General features: G+C 45.4%; 18 protein-coding genes. 7 read left to right on the top strand and 11 right to left on the bottom strand.

The window, feature by feature from the left end:
• Positions 1-18: 18 nt before the first annotated feature.
• The gene (locus tag ELR70_RS09865) at positions 19-315 is read right to left on the bottom strand and encodes a hypothetical protein (RefSeq protein WP_054016444.1); all 297 of its coding nucleotides are present in this window, start codon (positions 313-315) and stop codon (positions 19-21) included.
• Positions 316-548: 233 nt separating this feature from the next.
• Here ELR70_RS09865 and ELR70_RS09860 point away from each other — a divergent pair, with 233 nt between their 5' ends.
• The 3 genes from ELR70_RS09860 (at position 549) to ELR70_RS09850 (ending at position 2674) form a co-directional block, all read left to right on the top strand.
• A complete protein-coding gene (locus ELR70_RS09860) occupies positions 549-854 on the top strand; it encodes a hypothetical protein (RefSeq protein WP_054016443.1) in 306 nt (101 codons plus the stop codon).
• Between the two features lie 250 nt (positions 855-1104).
• Positions 1105-1404 carry a hypothetical protein gene (locus ELR70_RS09855; RefSeq protein WP_054016442.1) on the top strand — a complete coding sequence of 100 codons (300 nt, stop codon included), beginning with the start codon at positions 1105-1107 and terminating at the stop codon, positions 1402-1404.
• A 217-nt stretch (positions 1405-1621) separates the two neighbouring features.
• Positions 1622-2674: a fibrinogen-like YCDxxxxGGGW domain-containing protein gene (locus ELR70_RS09850; protein ID WP_054016441.1), complete on the top strand. Its 1053-nt coding sequence runs from the start codon at positions 1622-1624 to the stop codon at positions 2672-2674.
• A gap of 65 nt (positions 2675-2739) precedes the next feature.
• Here the strand turns inward: ELR70_RS09850 and ELR70_RS09845 are convergent, their stop codons facing one another.
• The 4 genes from ELR70_RS09845 to ELR70_RS09830 form a co-directional block, all read right to left on the bottom strand.
• On the bottom strand, positions 2740-4317 hold the full coding sequence (locus tag ELR70_RS09845; RefSeq protein ID WP_054016440.1) for a S8 family serine peptidase: 1578 nt from the start codon (positions 4315-4317) through the stop codon (positions 2740-2742).
• Positions 4318-4698: 381 nt separating this feature from the next.
• Positions 4699-5985, bottom strand: coding sequence for a HAMP domain-containing sensor histidine kinase (locus ELR70_RS09840; protein ID WP_054016439.1), 1287 nt, complete (start codon positions 5983-5985; stop codon positions 4699-4701).
• Positions 5972-6646 carry a response regulator transcription factor gene (locus tag ELR70_RS09835; protein ID WP_054016438.1) on the bottom strand — a complete coding sequence of 225 codons (675 nt, stop codon included), beginning with the start codon at positions 6644-6646 and terminating at the stop codon, positions 5972-5974. The genes ELR70_RS09840 and ELR70_RS09835 overlap by 14 nt, the downstream gene beginning before the upstream one ends.
• A 762-nt stretch (positions 6647-7408) precedes the next feature.
• Positions 7409-7660: a hypothetical protein gene (locus tag ELR70_RS09830; RefSeq protein ID WP_054016437.1), complete on the bottom strand. Its 252-nt coding sequence runs from the start codon at positions 7658-7660 to the stop codon at positions 7409-7411.
• A gap of 247 nt (positions 7661-7907) precedes the next feature.
• Between ELR70_RS09830 and ELR70_RS09825 the strand changes: the two genes are divergently transcribed.
• Positions 7908-8402 carry a MarR family transcriptional regulator gene (locus ELR70_RS09825; RefSeq protein ID WP_054016436.1) on the top strand — a complete coding sequence of 165 codons (495 nt, stop codon included), beginning with the start codon at positions 7908-7910 and terminating at the stop codon, positions 8400-8402.
• 49 nt (positions 8403-8451) lie between these two features.
• On the opposite strand, the gene ELR70_RS09820 is transcribed toward ELR70_RS09825, so the two are convergent.
• From ELR70_RS09820 to ELR70_RS09810, 3 genes are all read right to left on the bottom strand, one after another.
• Positions 8452-9255 (bottom strand): arylamine N-acetyltransferase, encoded by an 804-nt coding sequence (locus ELR70_RS09820; protein ID WP_054016435.1) that lies wholly within the window; start codon positions 9253-9255, stop codon positions 8452-8454.
• Between the two features lie 305 nt (positions 9256-9560).
• Positions 9561-10394, bottom strand: coding sequence for a protein-glutamate O-methyltransferase CheR (locus ELR70_RS09815; protein WP_054016567.1), 834 nt, complete (start codon positions 10392-10394; stop codon positions 9561-9563).
• A 17-nt stretch (positions 10395-10411) separates the two neighbouring features.
• The gene (locus tag ELR70_RS09810) at positions 10412-11344 is read right to left on the bottom strand and encodes a chemotaxis protein CheV (RefSeq protein WP_054016434.1); all 933 of its coding nucleotides are present in this window, start codon (positions 11342-11344) and stop codon (positions 10412-10414) included.
• A 139-nt stretch (positions 11345-11483) separates the two neighbouring features.
• Between ELR70_RS09810 and flgA the strand changes: the two genes are divergently transcribed.
• The 3 genes from flgA (at position 11484) to ELR70_RS09795 (ending at position 13027) form a co-directional block, all read left to right on the top strand.
• Positions 11484-12197: a flagellar basal body P-ring formation chaperone FlgA gene (flgA, locus tag ELR70_RS09805; RefSeq protein WP_054016433.1), complete on the top strand. Its 714-nt coding sequence runs from the start codon at positions 11484-11486 to the stop codon at positions 12195-12197.
• Between the two features lie 70 nt (positions 12198-12267).
• Positions 12268-12591, top strand: a complete 324-nt coding sequence (gene flgM, locus ELR70_RS09800; RefSeq protein WP_054016432.1) for a flagellar biosynthesis anti-sigma factor FlgM — start codon at positions 12268-12270, stop codon at positions 12589-12591.
• 7 nt (positions 12592-12598) lie between these two features.
• Positions 12599-13027: a flagellar protein FlgN gene (locus ELR70_RS09795; protein WP_054016431.1), complete on the top strand. Its 429-nt coding sequence runs from the start codon at positions 12599-12601 to the stop codon at positions 13025-13027.
• A gap of 29 nt (positions 13028-13056) precedes the next feature.
• Here ELR70_RS09795 and ELR70_RS09790 read toward each other — a convergent pair whose 3' ends face one another.
• From ELR70_RS09790 to ELR70_RS09780, 3 genes are all read right to left on the bottom strand, one after another.
• A complete protein-coding gene (locus ELR70_RS09790; protein ID WP_054016430.1) occupies positions 13057-13398 on the bottom strand; it encodes a hypothetical protein in 342 nt (113 codons plus the stop codon).
• Positions 13398-13889 carry an ImmA/IrrE family metallo-endopeptidase gene (locus ELR70_RS09785; RefSeq protein ID WP_054016429.1) on the bottom strand — a complete coding sequence of 164 codons (492 nt, stop codon included), beginning with the start codon at positions 13887-13889 and terminating at the stop codon, positions 13398-13400. Before ELR70_RS09785 ends, ELR70_RS09790 begins: the two co-directional genes overlap by 1 nt.
• Positions 13890-14019: 130 nt before the next feature.
• A complete protein-coding gene (locus ELR70_RS09780; protein ID WP_054016428.1) occupies positions 14020-14514 on the bottom strand; it encodes an LPP20 family lipoprotein in 495 nt (164 codons plus the stop codon).
• Between the last annotated feature and the right edge of the window lie 35 nt (positions 14515-14549).

Below are 14549 nucleotides of genomic sequence, written 5' to 3'. Positions count from 1 at the left end.
TATGTGCATTATTTGGCTCTACTTCAGCCTGTCCCTGCGCAACTTCATTAACCAGGAGGATTTGTTTTTTTCTGCGTCATAAAATACCGCAATGGTAAAGAAAAACATCAGAAAAAGAACAATGTGTGCAGCCAGGCTGATCCCAAATACGATCATACTGCCTATATAGGTAGCAAACGCAAAGCTCCACAGGCAAGCGAGAACGGTCATTATGTGGAAGCGACTGACGGGGTCCGGAATATGCCGAAGCGGATTTCTGGTTGAGTCGAAAATATACTTGTAGAAATCGTATATTCTGAGTGCAAACTGTTTCATATCTACCTCACAGCCAATTGAAAGGTCGCAAGGTTGTACGAAAGAAACTACGCATTAGATCTTTATGGAGGCAGGGGTTGGAACATATAAATATGGGCGCTTTCTGTTTCTCCCCTTTGGCCTAGGGTCGGTATGCGGACGAACCCAATACAGGCGGGACAAACTCAATTGAGCAATACGCTTTTTAGTGGTAGCTTTTTACTTTGATTGAACTCTGTGTATATGGCCTCAATATGAAACATGACTACGGCGAATATCAGGCAAAGTTAGAGCGTATGATTGATTTACTGTACTCTCATAATGAGCTGCACTGGGCTAATTACTTTAAAAAGTCTGCGGAATTTCTGAGTAAAGGCCAGCCCCAAAAAAGTATTTATCACTCGCTTGGAGCCTATGGCGGCATGAGCAGTATTAATGACTGTTTGGCCTTCACTGGTGCTTCAGAGCAGGACTTGAAGCTAGGGTTTCAATTGCGCCACGAGCTATGGCTCATCTGTAAATCCAAGCAAAGTATGCTCAAACGTATTTTGGAATTTTAGCCCCACCACCCAGCGCTAGCCTGTGCCAACCGTTTAAAATGATTAAATACGTGTTTGCACTGCAAGTACTCCGAGCGTTACTCTGTTTACAGCTCCTCAGAGCAGCTATCATCACTGCTGATGGGCTTGTCTTTTTGTTTTAGACCAGACAGATAAGCCGCTTTATGCTGCATAAGTTATATATTTGGCTTAAAAGTAAAGGCCACAAGTGACAAACCTGCATCTACCCTAAGCAAGAGCGCATAGAAAGATGCAACGTATTTGGGACATTATGGTGTTTTTGATTAATGGAATATGGGCAATGATGCCGCTCATTATGGTCATCCCTTTGATGTACTTTTTCAGGGTTTACCCCTGGTCATCCACAAAGGTATTTATTGGTGTTGCTACACTGCTTAGCTTAGCGGGAGTTGCTGTTGCTCCCCTTCCCCTATGCGACAGTACGTGTAACCTGCTCACTGGCAGTATTGTGACAGCAGTGCTGGTCAACGGTTTTATTCTCTCTGGCGCTGTGCTGGCAAAGTATCTGATATACAAGATAAAAGCGTGAGCAAAATGGCTTTTGACAGGCTTAATTACCACCTCGTTGTTTATGCAAACTCATGCAAACTCATGCAAATTTACGGCCCAATTTAAAATGGGGACAGCTCGCACAGAAGCATCAAAAATAGCAATCAAACCATTGATTTAATGATAAAATATTATTGAGCTTAAACCTAACTATGTCATCATGCAGGCGTTATTTGTAAACAAGGAGAATAGACATCATGTCTAAAATAACAGCGCTACTTTTGGCGGCCGTAACTGGCCACGCGACTGCAAATGTACAATGGGATCTGGTTACAGACTCACATTTAGACGGTGTGTTGGCAACGAGCGGCACCCAGCTGCAACAGCTCAAGGTACAACTGCACGCCAATAAATTCAACGCAACAGATACTCAAGCACCCGAAGCTTCCCTTATTCAGGGTGAATTTGAACACCCTAATACCTTTGAGATTGGCTCAGGCCTGAAACAACGTGTGCAATTTAGCATTGCAAAAGACGGGGCACGTTTTTACTTCCTGGGTCAGGGCTCTGAACAGGATGGATATCAGGGTACCTGGTATGGTCCAAACAATGACTCCGGCGACTTTACATTGGCTACAGGGGCCGTCATTGAGATACCGCATTCCAGCTGTGCGCAGATCCTGAGCGAGAACCCCGATGCTCAGTCGGGCGTCTATACCATTGACCCAGATGGCGCAGGTGTCCATGCCAGTTTCGACGCCTACTGCGATATGGATACCGATGAAGGAGGCTGGACCCTGATTGGCACTTACAGTAAGTCAGAGCCAGGCGGTAAGATGTATATCAGCGATTACAACCCACAACCAGATGTGACAGCAACCGATCCGATGGTTACAGGTCTGTATCAGGGGCCATTGGGTGCATTCAGAGATGTGCGAGAACAAGTGGCCTGCGACTATGCTGGATGTAAATCAGCTTACCAAAGTGCCATGAGCGAGGCTGAACTGGAGATGGTCCGTTATACCTGGGGATATAAAGACCAGCAGGCACATCAAAAAAACACCCCACTACCTGACTGCCGGGCAACGTACGATGCTAGCGGCGCCACCACGAAAAAGTGCATCTATTACGGAGATGGTGACGACCGCAACAACATGAATGTGGTTGGCTGGCAGCGCGATATTCACCCAGGCCATCATGCATGTTGGTTAGCTCACGGTGAATTCAGTACAGCCTCTAAAGGCTCACCACGATGCAGCTACAATGCAATTGGTAACGGTACTCGTTGGGGACTACTCTGGGTTAGATAACTGAGAATGTAAAAAAGGCGCTCTTAGAGCGCCTTTATCTTTGGGTTTTCCCAACAATCTACTGACTATTTATACGAATAATTTAGCGTCACACCATTGTAGCTGTTGTATCCATACAAGCTAATGTGCCAGGTGCCTGCACTTGGATTAGCAAATGAACACTGCTCCTCGTTACCATCTTTCCATGGACGACAGGTGTAGTTGTTTGCATCTGGTTGCGCATTGTATCTCACATACAGATCTGCATCCCCTGTACCACCTGTGATACTCAGATTCATCTCTTTTACGCCCTGAGGAATATCCCAGGTGTAGTGTGTCCAGCCACTCTGATTGCCCTGAAGGTTAGGCAAAGAACCATTCACTGGCGTCACACCACCAGGGTCGCCCCCACCCTGACAACCATTTGCGCCGATATAATCCGATGCAGCTTTGGCCTGAACAATACCATGACCATAATAGTTATCCCGACCCGCGGCACCTTTGTCTTTGGCAGTCGCATTCAGTGCAGCCCGGATCTCTTGGTTATTACATTGGGTATTATGACTCCACACCAAGGCAGCGACACCAGCGACATGAGGTGAAGCCATTGACGTTCCACTCAGACTACGGTAGGTGTTGGTTGGATAAGTCGAGTTTACACTGGAACCCGGGCCTGCCAGCTCAACTTGATCATTATACTGAGAAAATGAAGATCGGCTTTCGCTCGATGTAACGGAAGCCACGGAAATAACCGCATTATAGGACGCCGGATAAGACTTAGAGCTGTTGCCATCATTACCCGCAGCAGCCACCAGCATCATGCCACCATCAACAAAGTTTTGCATGGCTGTATTTTCGCTGTTGGAGTAATTCCCCCCACCCAGGCTCATATTAACAACATGCGCGCCTGCATCCTTACATTGCTGGATTGCATTAACCAGATCAGATGCATAGGTCCACTGCCCGTTATCGTTAAAGATCTTAACAATATGCAGGTCCATACCAGGATAAACACCAATTACCCCCTGGTTATTGTCCTCAGCAGCTATTGTACCGGCAACGTGCGTACCATGACCGTTACCATCATTGTTCCACTGACCCACCGCACTGTTATTCGCAATTCCCGTTACATTACCATAGGGTAAATCAGGGTGACCCAGATTATATCCGGTGTCGATCACACACGCTTTTCTCGCTGAAGTATTTGATTGAGGCAATAAATGACCCTGCACCATAGTAATACCATATGGTGTGCTCTGTGCGTATGGCATTATTTGATTATTAGATTTTGCCAGAGGCAGAATATAACGCTTAGGATCTATTTCAATTGACTCAACAGATGAAAAGCTGCGCAGTGTTTCAAGGCTGTAATCATCCAGCTCCGCAACCATAGATTGTTGACCGTTAAGTGCAAACAGTGGCTCTGCACCCGCAGTAAACAGATAGTTGAGCGCTATAAAATTATTAAAGCTGTTTTTACCGCCCGACAGTGCTTCATTAAAGCGAATGATGTAGCGGTTTTTTTCGCTCTTTTTAGACTTAATTTCCAATTTAGAATCTTCTGTTTGCCCTTGATAAACCGGGGCTTCAGCTAGCGCTGGCAAACTCATTGCTGACAGCATTAAAGTGGAAATAGCCGATAGTTTAAAACGCTTGGTACTCATGTCTTCTCCTTGTTGTATTATCACTTTTTTATAACTGACAATGCACTTAAACAGCCGCTTTGAAACTCAAAGCGTACAAGTGGTTTAACTACTTGTACCTATACAACAAGGTCATCTACCGCGATAAACATATCAGTGTTGTGTTGTAAAACTGTTAACAAAGGTAGCAACTGGAACGGTCCAGTTGCAACATGAATATGATAAAAGTGTTATAACATTTCTTTTGGTCAAGTGTTAAAAATGACATATATATTGATATTTAATGTAAAAATGATGATCTTTTTTGTATTCACACTTGACCTGAAGTGATAAAGAGCTGACCCTTTAGGTGATATCAGGCGAGTAAATTGCAGATTTCAGCATCTTGGGTGTGAAAATTTCTCAACCTGAAAACCGGATTGTTGCGGTGATCTTGCCCGCCTCTACCCGCTGAGTGTAATGCCAATTTTGCTGGTGACAAATGCGCTCAACAATTATTTTCCCTAATCCATAACCCTGCTCAACGCCAGAGAAAAACTCAACTTTGTGCTGCTGAGTATCCTGAAGTGTATTAGTTATCCTGAAAACATTATCAGCCACACAGAGCTCAATATCCGTACCCGTTGAGTGCTGAATCGCATTTCGAACCAAATTTCCCATCACAATCATGCCATTCACACGTGGAATTGTCTCACTCGCGGATGATGTCATGTGCAGTGACAAAGTTTTGCCATTTTTCTCAGCCTGACCTTGAAATGCCTGCATAATTTCCTGAACTATCGTAGCGATTGTCGCCTGCTCGCTCTCCTGTGTGCCTTCCTCTCTTGCCAGTTCAAGTAGCACGATAATCATATCTTCCATACTAGTTACAGCACGCTCTAGCCTGGCCAAAGGCTTGGTAAGTCCCGGATTAGTCTCGCAGTGTAGTTTCAGTAGTTCGTTCACGCCTTTGATCACCGTGACAGGCGTACGCAATTCATGACTGGCAAAATTCGTGAACTCGCGCTCACGCTTAATAAAGGCCTCAATTCGTTGCGCATGCTCAATCAACGTCTTGTTAAGCAGCCCAATTTCATCATCCTGGTACTTGTAGTCACTAACAAAGCGCGCGCCGGGCGCGTCGGCACTTTTTCTCACCTGTTCAATCAAGGTAAACATAGGTGCCATTGAGCGTTTGAGTACCAGATGAAAAATCATGAAAAACAGCACGATAAATAGCGTAAAGCTGGCAAAAATAATCTGCATCATCATGCGTTCTAAGCTCTCAGAAATCTCAATGTCGTTCACATCATAGATAAAATAGTACCAAGCGTTGTCCGGCATCACGGCAATGGCATAGTGGAAATCTTCCTCACCCGGGTGCTCAAGCTCATATATCCCCGGAGTGCTTTTGCCAATGTAAACAGCCAGCGACGGCGGAATATCTGCAAAGCTGGGATAAGCTGTCACCCCTTCGGGAAACAAAAAGGTATCTCTGTTTGCATAATGCAGCCTGAACTGCGTCACAACCCTGCTCAGCTGTTTTTCAAAAATATAATCTTCGGTGCCTTTTGTCGCCGCAAAGACCACCAACAAACTAAGCCCACAGAACACACAAAAACTAACGATAAAAGTGGCTTTGACACGCTGACTCAGACTCAGTGTGCGGGCAAAGAGCGTGAGTTTTGAACGCCAGTCAGAGAAAAACAAGCTGATACCCTTGACCGTGTTTCGACTGGACCTTGATATGCTCTGCACACCCCGAGAGGGATTTTCTGAGGTTATAGATATGACTTCTTAGTAAGTCGTTTTCTGGCAATGCGTCCCGCCACAGCTGAAACTCCAGCTCGGACTTATTCACCAGGCTAGGATGCTGTTTACACAGCAAGGTTAAAATTTTAAAAGTAGTCGGGTTTAACTGAAGCGTCTCCCCATTAAAACTGGCTGTTTTATTTTGCGTATTTAATTCAAGGCCGTTTAACCGCATCACATGATGATAGTCATTTTGTGCTTTACGAGTGTGAGCGACCAGGCGGGCATAAAGTTCAGAAATGGCAAAAGGTTTTAAGATATAGTCGTCCGCCCCAGAATCAAACCCCACCAGCTTATCGTCCAGCCGGTCTTTGGCTGTCAGCATTAAAATGGGCACCGTCGGTTGAGATCCCTGGCGTATTTGCCTGGTTGCTTTTAAACCATCCAGTTTGGGCATCATAATATCCATAATGATGGCATCATAGGTTTGTTCTTCTACTAAATTCACCGCCATTACACCATCATAAGCATAATCCACCTGATGCCCCTTGGCTGTTAAAAAGTCACCAATGTTCTCTGCAATATCCAGATGATCTTCTGCTATTAGTATTCGCAACACCTTATTCAACTCCAGTTTTTGATTAAAAGCGATACACTACGCCACATTTTGGCTAGCCTGTTGGTGGTGCGAATCCAGCGCTCAGTCCGGCAATATCGAGTGGCACCAGCATGACCTCAGATTACGCTTTGGCTGGCACGGGTAACGTAAATAACGCACAGAGAAGGAAAATGGTGCGTTGTTTCATCGCTCAGTCACCCTGTCGGTCTATTAGGCTCACTCTGACACACAAAATGTCAATAAAGTGTCGATCGCTTTGTGACACTGTATCGACTTTTAAATGAGTACGCTGTGCACTCCATTAACCCATCGGGCTCGTACCTATGACGCCTATCTTTATTCTGCTTTTCTTTAGTGTATTGGCTATATAAAAAGTGTGTTCGTTTGCTACTTGTACCAAGTTTACCAAGCGACCAATCTGGTCCTTTTAATCGGTTGTTTACACGACTAGCGCCCGTACTTAGCCGAGCCAAGACACTCAGGTAGAGCAAATCTGGGCTATATTACCCATTAAAATGGTTGGTCAGTTTCAGCCTGGCAAGCCCCCTGTTATTCATCTTTTGACTGAAAATACAGGTGTTAGCAGCGCTCCTGGGATAGTTCTTGTTCGTAGCTCCCATGCAAAACAACCAGTTGTGAAAACGCTCCCGCGGCCAGCTACCTCTGCGGTTGTCCGCTGCAGCCTTGCAAGTAAGACCATAGGTTGGTGGATGATAATCTTTACTCTGTCGTGATCGGGCTGCGCTATGTAGCTCATTACCACTACTTTACCCATACCTTTGCGCCAATGATTTTATACGCTGGCGTACCTCTTATCAGGGTGTCCCGCGCGAATACCGTGCCACAGCCTGGGCAGGTGCCCTCTTGAGCGGTAAAGTCAGTCACTATCCGCTCTTTAAAACACTTGACGAGTGCCCCTTTACCGCCCTTACGATATTTATACAACGGCGCTTTGCACTTTGCGCAGTAGATATCGACGGTTCTTACGGGGCCTTTTTTGTTGGGTTTAGCCATTTTAAATCACATGATTGTATCGCACGACGTACGTGGTATAGGGGATTGCCATCAGTTTAAAGGGTTTTCTGACATGATGAAAGCAGACCCACAACAGCGACTTTCGCTCTCTTGATACAAGCTCATCAAGCAGATTTAATAGCATAGAGACGCATTACTTCATATAAAGATTGTTCAATGTTTTATTCTTGCTTTCAAATTTTTTTCCACGTATTTTTGTCATTCCAAAAAACAAAGCGTGTAGGTTATGCAAAAACAAGACTTAGTTGATACTGTGCTGGCACAGTGGCATAAAGAAAGGCCAGATATAGACCCAGCTCCTATGGCCGTCATGGGCCGTTTGATTAGAACAGATGCTATTTTTAGTAAGGAGTTAAATACAGTATTCAGCCGCTTTGGCCTCAACGGCGGTGAATTTGACGTACTTGCGACGTTACGGCGTTCGGGCAAGCCTTACACGTTAACCCCCAATCAGCTGCTGCAAACACTGATGCTAACTTCGGGCTCCATGACTAACCGTATCGATAAACTGGAAAACAAGGGCCTGGTAACCCGTAACCCAGACCCCAATGACAGACGCGGTGTCATGGTTGCTATCACAGAGCAGGGATTAACGCTGATTGACGAAGTGATTTCAGAACATGTTGCCAAAGGCGAAGAGCTGCTTTCTCCGCTTGCGCCTGAAGAACGCACGCAGCTGGCTGCTCTGTTAAAAAAGTTACTGGTTCACTTTAACCACTAGTATTGCACAGACCTGCAACACCTTTACATGTCGCAGCCTGCAAGCTGGTTTATCCGACCATTTTATGTTGTGCCAATGTGTACAGATATTCGGCTTTCGCCATATCGATATTCAATAAGAACTTCTGCTGCAATATCGACTGCAGCTGCGACGCTGAAGTCACGTCAATATGCGTGCTTATCTGACTGGCTTCATGTAACTCACCATAAAGTAAATTGCGTAGCGTGTAGCGTTTCCCTTTTGTAATTCGTGCCAGCACCAGATTGTTAGCAAAATACGACTCCGGATGTTGATGGCTGTAGAAGTGTACTACCTCGAAGTCTTTTTCAGTCACCTTGCTCAAATCGACACTATAAAGACTAACTTCTTCCGGGTGCACAATTTCGACGCGGATGGTATCTGCCGTTCGGATAATTTTGTAACGATAGCTTTCTACGTCAATATAGCCGGACTGTGACACTGGCAGTGGAGCACTGAGTGACTTAGAGCCAAATCCGACATCAACCAGATAGCTTTCTTCACCAAGGTGGACCAAAGTGATGCGATGGGTTCTGGGGTTGTCTTCCAAGCCATTCACCAATACTCTTGCCAGCAACGGCTGAACTTCGTACCCCAACTCAGCAAGGGCCAGATAAGCCAGTTTATTGTGCTCAAAGCAGTAACCCCCCTGCTTATCTTTAATAAGTCGCGCTAGCAATGCCTCCTCGTCCAGAGGCAGAATCTCTTCCCCCATCGCATTAATACTAGAAAAGCTATACAAATCAAGATGTTTAGCTTGAAATTCTACGAGCTGTTCAAGCGATACCTGGTTATGTGTCAGCGCTAATGACTGAATATAGTCTTGGATGGTCATACTCTTTCCTTCGTCCTTCAAGTTAACCTAATGTTAAAACCTTACTCAAGAAAGATAAACCCCCAACCTAGGTTGAGGTCAAGTAAATCATTCAATAAGTAGTTAAAATAGCGGTTGCTAAGAGATTAACTGAAATTATTGAAAAGCCACCTGTCCAAGTGGCTAGGCGTTTCGAGAATAATACGAAGTATGTAACAGATATATTATTGGCAAGCCGTGATGGTATTACACACGCCTCGGAAGAATCTGATTTAAAATGGTGAGGTACAGACGGTTATCAGGCCGCGAATTGCGGCCTGAATACACTAAGCTTTTTTCTGGTAAATAATACCGGGGTTGCAACGCAGCATGTCAAAGTCATTATTCAGGCCCGCCATAGACTCAGACGCACCAAGAAACAGATATCCCTTAGGGTTAAGTGCCTGTGCAAACTGGCTAATAATTTTAGCCTTTACATCCGGTGAAAAATAAATCAGTACATTACGGCAAAAAATAACGTCAAATTTACCCAATAAGGCATAAGAGTCCAGTAAGTTTAAGTGTCGGAAATTAACCATTCTGCGAATGGGTTCGTTCACTTTCGCCATACCGTTGCCGCTGTCTGTAAAAAACTTCTTTTTACGCTCTGGCGACAAACCCCTTGCCAAAGCCAGTGCGTCGTACTCTGCATTCTTACACATATCCAGCATAGTGTTTGAGATGTCTGTTCCAACGATTTGCGCCCCCATTTTTAATGCGCCAGGGCTAGATGTTTGATATTCATTGGCGGACATCGCAATAGAATACGGCTCTTGACCCGACGAGCTTGCCGCTGACCAGATCTTAACGGGTCGACGCAGATCCTTAAACTCTGGAAAGATCTTGGTCTTGAGTAGTTCGAATGGATATTGATCCCGAAACCACAAGGTTTCATTGGTAGTCATCGCATCAACTACGGCGGCACGCAATTGCCGCTCATGTGGACTCAGGGTCTTACTCACCAAAGCAGACAAAGAGTCAACGCCAAAACGAGACATGAGAGGCGCAAGTCGGCTTTTCACCAGGTATAGCTTGTTGTCACCCAGCACAATACCGCACTGTTGCTCTAAGAAAGTGCGAAACTGATCATACTCGCTTTGTTCTAAGTGTTTATTTTCCAAAGTATTACCGCCACTAATTAATCGCAATGAACCCATTTCTTCACGGCTGTTGCCAATTCATCGGGGTTAAATTTAGCAATAAAATCATCAGCACCGACCTTTTCGATCATTGCGTGATTGAAGACGCCACTCAATGAAGTATGTAAAATAACATGCAAAGGCGCCAGCTTAGGATCCGCTTTTATCTCGGCGGTGAGTGTGTAACCATCCATTTCTGGCATTTCAACATCAGAGATCAACAGGCCAACGCGTTCGGTAACATCATTCTGACAATCCAGCTCCGCGATTTCTTTTAAGCGAAGCAGTGCCTCTTTACCATTTTTGGCCAGCTCAGTTTGCACACCAAGTGGCTCAAGTGCACGTTTAACCTGGTTGCGAGCAACCGCAGAATCATCAGCGATAAAGACAATACGCTCACCGAGATCTCGCTGCATTTCACCGTCAGCGACAATTTCCTGACTCACCTCAGTGTTAATTGGACAGATCTCATTGAGGATCTTTTCTACGTCGAGGATCTCTACCAACTCATTTTCGATCTCTGTCACCGCAGTTAAATAGGAATAACGACCTGCACCTGAAGGCGGAGGCATAATTTTTTCCCAGTTCATATTCACAATTCGTTCAACCGCACCAACCAAAAACCCCTGCACTGAACGGTTATACTCAGCAATGATAATAAAGCAGTCTTTGATGTTTTCGATAGGTGGTCCACCGACAGCCAGGGACATGTCGATAACGGAAATGGTTTGCCCGCGAATGTGTGCGACCCCCCTGATAAAGGCATTAGATTTAGGCATAGCCGTTAGGGGTGGACACTGAAGTACTTCTCTTACTTTGAATACATTGATCCCAAAGCGTTGACGCCCTCTGAGGCGAAATAGTAAAAGTTCAAGTCGGTTTTGACCCACCAACTGCGTTCGTTGGTTTACTGAGTCCAAAATACCTGCCATGTCATTCTCCTGCTATAAAACTGCTTATCGGAACAATGTTTGCTTGTACTCTACCATTCAAAGTCGCCCTTGAAGCGGTGAGGCAAATCACGCAAAATCTTTATACCTTGTTTCACCCCATAAGCATAGTCGAAACATCATGAGTTTGTTAAAAATTACATTATCCGCTTATTTCTTTCCCATAGTGGCATATTTTTTAGCCACGTCATTTGCTTATGGTCAAACCTATGAGTCAAAAGATATTGAAAAAATGGCAATAGATTTCATCTCGGAACAGCTCCCGGCTCCCACCCAGGCAGAAGAGCAGCAACAGGTGTCAGCTTTACCATTAGATACTCGCTTGCCTCAGCGCCAGTGTCAGCGACCATTGCAAGTCAGTAGTAAGTCCAGCCCGCCTTTTAATCGCCAGGTCACAGTGATGGTACGCTGCGAAGATCTTGAATCCTGGGTTCAGTTTGTTCATGTGAAAATCGAAACACTGTTACCTGTGATAGTCAGCACTCGAATGCTGGACAAGGGCGTGCTGTTAACTGCAGATGACTTAACAATCGAGATGCGCCCTAAGCATTTTGTGCGGGCGGCTAACATCGACAACATGACGCTACTCATTGGCAGCAAAACCAAACGCCGTATCCAACAGGGCAAGCCAATCAGCATGTTTCAGATTTGCATGATTTGCAAGGGGGATAACGTGACAATTCTGGCCAGTGATGGCACACTAATGATTAAAACAAGTGGTATTGCCTTGCAGGACGGGAACTTAGGAGAGCAAATCCGGGTCAAAAATGCGAGGTCAGGTAAAACGGTGCTTGCACGGGTGAAAGATGTTGATTCAGTAGCAGTCAAAATCTGATTTTTTGCTAAAGTAAGCGAATGGCTTGCCGATATAAAGGCTGAAGCAATTTAACTAACGGGTCATCATCATGGTAAACAACATTAACGGTCAAAATCAGCCGAACAATGTTGCAACAAATGCAAAGCAACAACGTGCTGAATTACAAAGAAATGAAGCAAGTAATACCGCTGCTAAACCACAAGCTCAGGTCAAAGCCGCAGCGGATTCAGTGAGCCTGACACCACAAGCACAGCAACTGAAAGGGCTTCAGGAAAAAGCGCAACAGGCGCCCTCCTTCGACAATAAAAAAGTTGAAGAGCTGAAAAAAGCCATTGCTGAAGGTAAATATCAGGTTGATAGTGAGAAGCTGGCAAAAAATATTGCCGCCTTTGAATTTGATTTATTTGGATAGAGTATAAGTGGACGACCAAACGGCACTGTGTGCCCACCAGCTAACAGCGCAGATTAATCTTCTGGAAGCTCTGACCCAGCTTCTGGACGATGAACTAGAGGCGCTTGCCTCTCGCAATGGCGACAACCTCAAAGAGATTGCACGCACTAAGCTCACTACACTCAATCAGATTCAAAAGCTGGACAAAGACCTGTCCAAGTACCCACAAAGCACCTTCAGCGATGATGAAATCACCCCGTTAACCGAGCAAGTCAAAGACTTACTGTATCGCTGCAAGAAACAAAATGACGTTAATGCACAGGCTGCACATCAGGCACAACTCACTGTGCGTGAACTTAAAGACATTCTAATCGGTGCACCAACCTCCATGACCTATGGGCAAGATGGTAGTGTTGTTTCAAATATGGGGGAGTTGGTTAAAAACCTTAAAGCCTGATAATTCGTTTTTTGATCAGGCTGAATCAGCTAAGGCTTAGTGGGAAACAAATTCTTGGTGATCACTAAGATAACACCGAATACCTCAGCCAATGTACCCGCCATATATAAATTGAGTGTCCACTCTTCAAATTGCAGTTTCTCCAGACCCACCAGTACCAGTACCGCATTCATAATGAACAGCTGAACAACCAAAATACCAATAAACCACCACGCATATTTCTGCTTTAAATCCCGATCAGATTCGGCATCTTTGACCTTTTGCGCCTGCATGGGGTCGACATTGGTGAACTTATTTTCTTTGAAGTTATGTTTGATCTGCGCAGCAAGCGACGAGTGCTCTGCTTTTTGATCTTCCCTGCTCTGTGTCATTACAGCAAGTCCAGTGCATTTAGCTTATATTTGAGGGCTTCAACGGACACACCAAAATGGATCGCCATTTCAAAGTGAGCGACTTTCTTACGGTGCAACTTTTTAACCTCTTCATTGGGCATAAGTAAGTTTGCCGCAAACTGGTTGGCAAACACTTCTTCTTCGTCTTCGCCGGTAGATGCACTGGGACCCCTGAGGTCAATGTACTCGTATTCTTTATCCGTATTATCAGATTCAATACGGGAAATATAGTGCCCAAGCTCATGGGCACAGCTAAACCGCTTGCGATTTAAATGGTCGTCCTGGTGCAGCACAATCACGGGATCCGTTCCGGCTTCTTTGATCAACGCCCCTGATACTTTTTCTGGTAGCGCCATCTCGACGACGTCAAGCCCTAGTGACTTGCAGATAGTCACAGGATCAACCGGAAACTGGTTGTGACTCCACAGCCGTTTAAGCACCTTTTGAGCTTCAGTTCTTGGGTCCAACACAGACCAGCCTCCATTTACCTTGAAATACGCCTCTGTTTGTCAGAGGTAATGTGTATATTTAAACAGTATAAATTGAAGGCACACTGAAAGCAAAGGGCATAATTGGCCGACCTAACCCGCCAGGCTTGGCTCAGTAATAAGTGACACGCTCCACCTTACGTGGCTTAACCTCACCAATATACAAATCGTAAACCCGCTTCATATCAAGCTCCAATTCTGTGGTGTAGATATCTCCCACCGCATAGCTTTTCATGACTTTGGCGCCTCGGATCAGGCCCTGCACCTGGCTACGTAACCCATCATTCTGCGCCACTGCGCCCTGTACTGTGGTGCTGGCACTCAACCGGTGACCATACACCTGCTCTGCAAGCTCGCGGTAGGCTTCAAGCTTAGAGACCTTAATGGCCATCAGCATTTTTTCACCTTCACTGCTGCCAGGCTGAGAGCTCAACGGGGCATAACCAACCGCCTTGAGCACGGGATAAGAGTCGGGCTTCACATAGCTGTATTCAACATGCTTGTCTATGATAGAGCTGCATCCCGCCAGACCCAGTGCCGTTGCAACAACACAGGATTTGAGCAGGTTGACTACCCGTTGATGCCAAAGCACTCTAAACTGATTCATAGGGTAACTCCTCTGTGTGGCACATTTGCCATATC

This window comes from Pseudoalteromonas sp. R3 (assembly GCF_004014715.1).
Lineage (GTDB): Bacteria > Pseudomonadota > Gammaproteobacteria > Enterobacterales > Alteromonadaceae > Pseudoalteromonas.
The sequence above is the reverse complement of the archived record's forward strand: the minus strand, read 5'-3'. Positions and strand labels throughout refer to the sequence as shown.